The organism is Clostridium sp., from assembly GCF_040797585.1.
Taxonomy (GTDB): domain Bacteria; phylum Bacillota; class Clostridia; order Clostridiales; family Clostridiaceae; genus Clostridium_Z.
On record NZ_JBFNEO010000009.1, the window covers coordinates 21,481 to 27,506 of the forward strand.

Below are 6,026 nucleotides of genomic sequence, written 5' to 3' on the forward strand. Positions count from 1 at the left end.
GATTTGGTTGTTATTAGAAGGAAAAAAGGGTAACAGTCTATTAAAAGGAAGGCACGATATTTTAATAGCATTTTCTATTATAGGCATAGTACTGATGATTATAATACCTATGCCAACCCTTGTATTAGATATACTTTTGGCTGTTAATATAACAATATCTGTTATTATAATATTAATTACCATGTTTACAACAGAAGTGCTTCAATTTTCAGTGTTTCCGACGTTATTATTAATTACCACTCTTTTTAGATTGGGACTTAATATATCTTCCACAAGACTTATTTTATCGGAGAGATATGCAGGAGAAGTTATAGAAGCTTTTGGAAGTTTCGTAGTTGGAAATAATTACATAGTTGGAATTATAATATTCTTAATAATAGTTATTATACAATTTATAGTTATAACTAATGGTGCTGGTAGAGTATCTGAAGTTTCAGCAAGATTTACATTAGATGCTATGCCAGGAAAACAAATGAGTATAGATGCAGACTTAAATGCAGGTCTTATAGATGAGCTCCAGGCTAAGGAAAGAAGAACGAAGCTTCAGTTAGAGGCAGATTTTTATGGAGCCATGGATGGAGCATCAAAGTTTGTAAAGGGAGACGCCATAGCAGGTATAGTAATAACTCTTATTAATATTATCGGTGGAATAATAATAGGGGTTGTGATGTTTGATATGGATGTAAATATGGCAGCCACCACCTTTGTAAGACTTACAGTAGGAGATGGTCTTGTAGGTCAGATACCAGCTTTGCTTATATCAACAGCATCAGGTATACTTGTTACAAGATCAGGAAGTAATGAAAATCTTGGAAATGTTTTAACTAAACAGCTTTCAACTTTTCCTGTGGTATTTGCCATAGCTTCTGCGGTTCTATTTACTTTAGCTATTATTCCAGGACTTCCAACAGCTGCTTTTCTTACATTATCTATAGTTCTTGGATATTTTGCATATACTTTATATACCAATCAAAAGAAAGAGCTTATAGAGGAAATAGAGAGAGAAGAAGCGGAGATAATAGAGACAGAAACAAGAGAGCCAGAAAATGTTATGAATCTAATTCAAGTTGAACCTATGGAAGTAGAGATTGGATATGGACTTATACCTCTTGCAGATGATAGTAGTGGAGGAGATTTACTTCAAAGAATAGCTTCTGTAAGAAGACAATGTGCTATTGAAATGGGAATAGTTGTACAACCTATAAGAATAAGAGATAATCTTCAGCTTAAAAATAATGAGTACTTAATAAAAATTAGAGGAACCATGGTAGCGAGGGGAGAACTTATGGCAAATATGCTTCTTTCTATGGACCCTGGTGGAGATGAGCTATCCATGGAAGGTATTAAGACCATAGAGCCAACCTTTGGACTTCCAGCCTTATGGATTAACCATGATCAAAGAGAAGAAGCTGAAATTAAGGGATATACTGTGGTGGATCCAACCACTGTTATGGTCACTCATCTTACGGAAACTATAAAACTTCATTGCTATGAGCTTCTTGGAAGACAAGAGGTTAAGGTTATTATAGATTCTCTTAAAGAGAAGTATAGTGCAGTGGTGGAGGAACTTATACCAGATCTTATGACTATAGGAGAGGTACAGAAGGTTCTTCAAAGTCTCTTAAGAGAAAAGGTACCTATAAAGGATATGGTAACTATTCTTGAGTCACTAGCTGATAACTCAAGGAATACTAAGGATATAGAGCTTTTAACAGAATATGTTAGATTCTCCCTTGCAAGAACCATATGTAATGGAATTATAAATGAAGAGGGTGCTATTGTAGTTGCAACTCTTAATCCAAAGATTGAGGGTATTGTAGGAGGAAACCTTCAAAAGTCTCCACAAGGAACATTCCCAGCAGTAGATCCAGATACTACATCTCAAATATTAAATGGAATAAGATATGTATTAGATACAGTTTACTTTAATGATAATATACCAGTTATTCTTGTTTCACCTAAAATAAGACCAGCTTTTAAAAAGCTTATAGAAATGGTATATCCTCACGTTATAGTTCTATCTTTAAATGAGATACCAAATGATGTAGAAATAAGGACTGAAGGAGTGGTTTCTTTATAATATGATTATTAAAAAGTTTATTACAAAAAATATGAATGAAGCCATAACTAAAATAAAACAAGAACTTGGACAAGATGCCCTTATACTTAGTCAAAGAAAGGTTAGAAGAAAGGGAATCAGAGGAATTTTCTCAAAGAAGGTTTTTGAAGTTACAGCTTGTGTAGATAATGAAAGAGAAGAAGAGGCACCAAAAGAGGCCATAGATAATCTTAGAAGAGCTATGGCCATGGCTGAGTATAATATTGAAAATAATAAAAATAAAGAAAGAGAAACGGCTGGAGAAATTAACGAAAGTTATAGTAATAGAAGTTCAATGAATTCTCTAGAGAATAAACAAGTTTTAGATGAAGTTAAAGAAATGAAAACTTTAATAGCTTCCCTATCTCAGGATATGGGAAAAGAAAAAAATAAGGATGAGAAGTTAAAGGAAGCCTTACTATCATATATGGAGGACCTAGATATAAATAAGGATTTATATCATAATTTCTTCAAAGGTCCTATGGAGTTAGAGGAAGGAAAGATAGTATTAAGACAAGGACTAAATAATTCAATCTACATAAAAAATGAGATTAGAGATGGAGTTCTAGTTTTAGTTGGTCCTACAGGGGTTGGAAAAACTACTACCATAGCAAAGCTTGCAGGAAAGCTTTCCTTAATAGATAAGAAAAAAGTAGGATTAATAACCATAGATACCTATAGAATAGGAGCTGTAGATCAATTAAAAACTTATGCTGAAATAATAAACATTCCTTTTAAGGTAGTAATGAATCCCAAGGAGATAAATGAGGCCTTAGATTATATGAAAGATTGTGATGTTATTTTAGTTGATACCACAGGTAGAAGTAGTAAAAATTTAATGCAGATATCAGAACTTAGATCTTTTATAGATAAGATAGAGAGTAAGGAGGTTTTCCTTGTAATAAGTGCTATAACAAAGAACAAGGATGTAGAAACCATCTTAAAAGGCTATGAAACCTTAGACTACTCTAGCATAATTGTAACTAAGTTAGATGAAACTTCATCCTATGGAGCCTTAGTTAATATAACGCATAATGGAAGGAAACCAATTTCTTATATAACTACTGGACAAAGTGTACCAGATGATATAAAGGTACCGGATAAGGAAGAGATAATAAAACTTATACTAGGAGAAGAGAGTATATGTTAGATCAGGCAGAAAGACTTAGGCAGCTTGCCAGTGGCAATGAAGAGAGAAAAAAACCAAGGATAATAACAATAACCTCCGGCAAAGGAGGAGTTGGGAAAAGTAACTTAGTTGTAAATCTAGCCATAAGTCTTAAGCTTATGGGAAAGAGAGTTATGGTGTTTGATGCTGATATAGGCATGGGAAATGATGATATTTTAATGGGATGTACTACAAGATATAATGTTTTTGATGTTATTTTAAATAATAAGGAAATAAATGAAGTTATTATAGAAGGGCCCTACGGAGTTAAACTTCTGCCAGGAGGATCTGGACTTAATAATGTAGAAGATTTAAAAGAGGAAGAGAGAAAAAGATTTTTAGATAAATTAGAGTCCCTAGAGGATTTAGATTTTATACTTATGGACACTGGTGCAGGAATAAATAGAAGTGTTCTAGCTTTTATTGCAGCATCAGATGATACCATTGTAATTACAAATCCAGAACCTACATCTCTTACAGATGCTTATAGTTTAATGAAAGCTATAAACCATTTTAAGATAAAGAATGAGGTAAATTTAATTGTAAATAGAGTAATGGATGAGGAAGAGGGAACTTTAACTTTTAGAAGATTTCAAGGGGCTGTAAATAGATTTTTAAATATTAATGTTAGACTTTTAGGATTTATATGGGAGGATAGAAGGGTTATGATGTCAGTTAGAGACCAAAAACCCTTCGTTATAAAGTATCCAAACTGTCATGCTTCCTTAAATGTTAAGGATATAGCTAACACTATATTAAATAATGGAAATAAAGAAAAGGCAAGTGGCAGTGGATTTAAAGAAGTTTTTAAAAAGATTTTTAATATTTTTTCATAATAGATATGGGGTGGATAGTTAATGGGATTAAATTTAATTATTAATGGAAAACTTGATTTATATTGGAATGAAAAGGTCTTTAAAAGCGACGTACAGGATGTAAAAAAAGATTATATTGTAATAGGAATGCCAATGATAGGTGGAGAGTATCTTCCTTTAGGTAAGGGAGATAAAATTGAGGTGGTTTACTATGAACCATTATCTTTATATCATTTTGATACAGAGGTTGTTGGACGAACAAAAGATGGAGAGGTTCATCAAATATTTATAAATCATCCTAAGACATATAAAAGAATTCAAAGAAGAAACTATGTAAGAGTATCTACTATAGAATATATAGAATATGCCCTTTGTAAAAATGATGAAGGGGAAACCTTTAACAAAGCATTAATGCTTGATTTAAGTGGTGGAGGATTAAAGTTTAAGTCAAGTGAGAAGCTTAAGATGAAAGACACCATAAAACTTATTATAAACAATTCAGGAATTGAAGATAAGATAAATGGAAGAATTGTAAGAATAGATAAAGATGAAGATGGAAGATACATATATGGAGTAGGATTTTATGACTTAAGCAACATGCTAAGAGAAAGAATCATACAATATGTTTTTAATATAATGAGAAAACAAAGGAAATCAGATTTAAAGGAGGAGTAACTTTGTCTACTGTTAGTGCTTTAGATATAAGGGAACAGGTAATAAAAAAATACATACCCTTAGTTAAATATATAGCATCAAGGGTAATAGTTGGAAAAACTAAATATATAGAATTTGAAGACTTAGTAGGTTATGGAATGTTAGGACTTATGGACGCCTTGAATAAGTATGATAAAGAGAAGGGGATGAAATTTTCAACCTATGCCTCCATAAGAATTAGAGGATCTATGATTGACGAAATAAGAAAAATAAGTCCTATTTCAAAGGGAGCTATGGACAAGCTGAATAGATATAATGAAGCAGTAGAGAGGCTCCAAAATTCATTAATGAGAGAACCTACTATGGAGGAAATTGCTAAAGCACTAGGGGTATCAATTAAAGATGTAAGTGACATAGGCCAGTATATAAATTATATTTCTATATCATCCTTGGAGGACCTAATATTTTCAGAAGAAGATGATGTGAGTTTAATTTCTACCATTGAGGATAAAAATAGTCCAAGTCCTGAGAAATCCTATGAAGAGAAAGAGCAGCTAGAAATATTAGCAGAGGGTATAGATCTCTTAAATGAAAAAGACAAGCTTGTTTTATCTCTATATTATTATGAAGAATTAACACTTAAAGATATAGGAAAGATACTAGAGGTTTCTGAATCAAGAGTTTGTCAAATACATTCAAGAGCAATTATAAACTTAAGAAAGGCTATAAAAAAGCTGAAATATGAATAGGAGATGAATTTATGCCCTTTTTATTATTAATAATAGGAATAGTTTTAATTGCTATTAATATAAGATCTATAAGAGCCGATAAAAAAGGTAATGATAGTTTTAAAAATATACTAGATAATAGACAAGAGAACATATCCTCCTTGGAAGTAGAAATGGGAGCTATAAGACAGGATATGGCAGAAACTATTTTAGAGCTTCAAGAGGAAATAGATGAATTAAAAGCAATTATTAAGAATTATAATACTTATAATAAGGTAGACAAGGTTATTCAAGATGATAATCTTGTAATTGAAAGTAAAGGGAATGATAAAAACATAAGTAAGTTTAAGGATAATCATTTTATAGATAGAAATGAGAAGGTCTTAAAACTTATAGAAGAAGGGTATGCAGAGGATGAAATCTGCGCTGAGCTTAACATTGGAAAGGGGGAATTACAATTAATAAAAAAATTATCAAAGAATTAAAGAAGTTTATAACTTTGTTTTCAGATAGAAAAATATTATTTGGTATAGGTATAGGAATTGTAATGGCCACCTTATTTA

6 protein-coding genes are annotated in these 6,026 nt (G+C 31.6%); all 6 read left to right on the plus strand.

Features of this window, described 5'->3' with window-relative positions; genetic code table 11:
- The first annotated feature begins 7 nt into the window (after positions 1-7).
- Genes flhA through AB2369_RS01305 form a run of 6 tightly spaced genes read left to right on the plus strand, consistent with a single transcriptional unit; the run spans position 8 to position 5,948 of the window.
- Positions 8-2,080 carry a flagellar biosynthesis protein FlhA gene (gene flhA, locus AB2369_RS01280; RefSeq protein WP_367664656.1) on the plus strand — a complete coding sequence of 691 codons (2,073 nt, stop codon included), beginning with the start codon at positions 8-10 and terminating at the stop codon, positions 2,078-2,080.
- Between the two features lies 1 nt (position 2,081).
- Complete coding sequence (gene flhF, locus AB2369_RS01285; protein ID WP_367664657.1) at positions 2,082-3,248, plus strand: flagellar biosynthesis protein FlhF; 1,167 nt, start codon at positions 2,082-2,084, stop codon at positions 3,246-3,248.
- Entirely contained in the window at positions 3,242-4,102 is an 861-nt protein-coding gene (locus tag AB2369_RS01290) for a MinD/ParA family protein (protein WP_367664658.1), read from the plus strand. Before flhF ends, AB2369_RS01290 begins: the two co-directional genes overlap by 7 nt.
- Before the next feature lie 21 nt (positions 4,103-4,123).
- The gene (locus AB2369_RS01295; protein WP_367664659.1) at positions 4,124-4,756 is read left to right on the plus strand and encodes a flagellar brake protein; all 633 of its coding nucleotides are present in this window, start codon (positions 4,124-4,126) and stop codon (positions 4,754-4,756) included.
- A gap of 2 nt (positions 4,757-4,758) precedes the next feature.
- Complete coding sequence (locus tag AB2369_RS01300) at positions 4,759-5,484, plus strand: FliA/WhiG family RNA polymerase sigma factor (RefSeq protein WP_367664660.1); 726 nt, start codon at positions 4,759-4,761, stop codon at positions 5,482-5,484.
- Between the two features lie 11 nt (positions 5,485-5,495).
- The gene (locus tag AB2369_RS01305; protein ID WP_367664661.1) at positions 5,496-5,948 is read left to right on the plus strand and encodes a hypothetical protein; all 453 of its coding nucleotides are present in this window, start codon (positions 5,496-5,498) and stop codon (positions 5,946-5,948) included.
- The last annotated feature ends 78 nt before the right edge of the window (positions 5,949-6,026 follow it).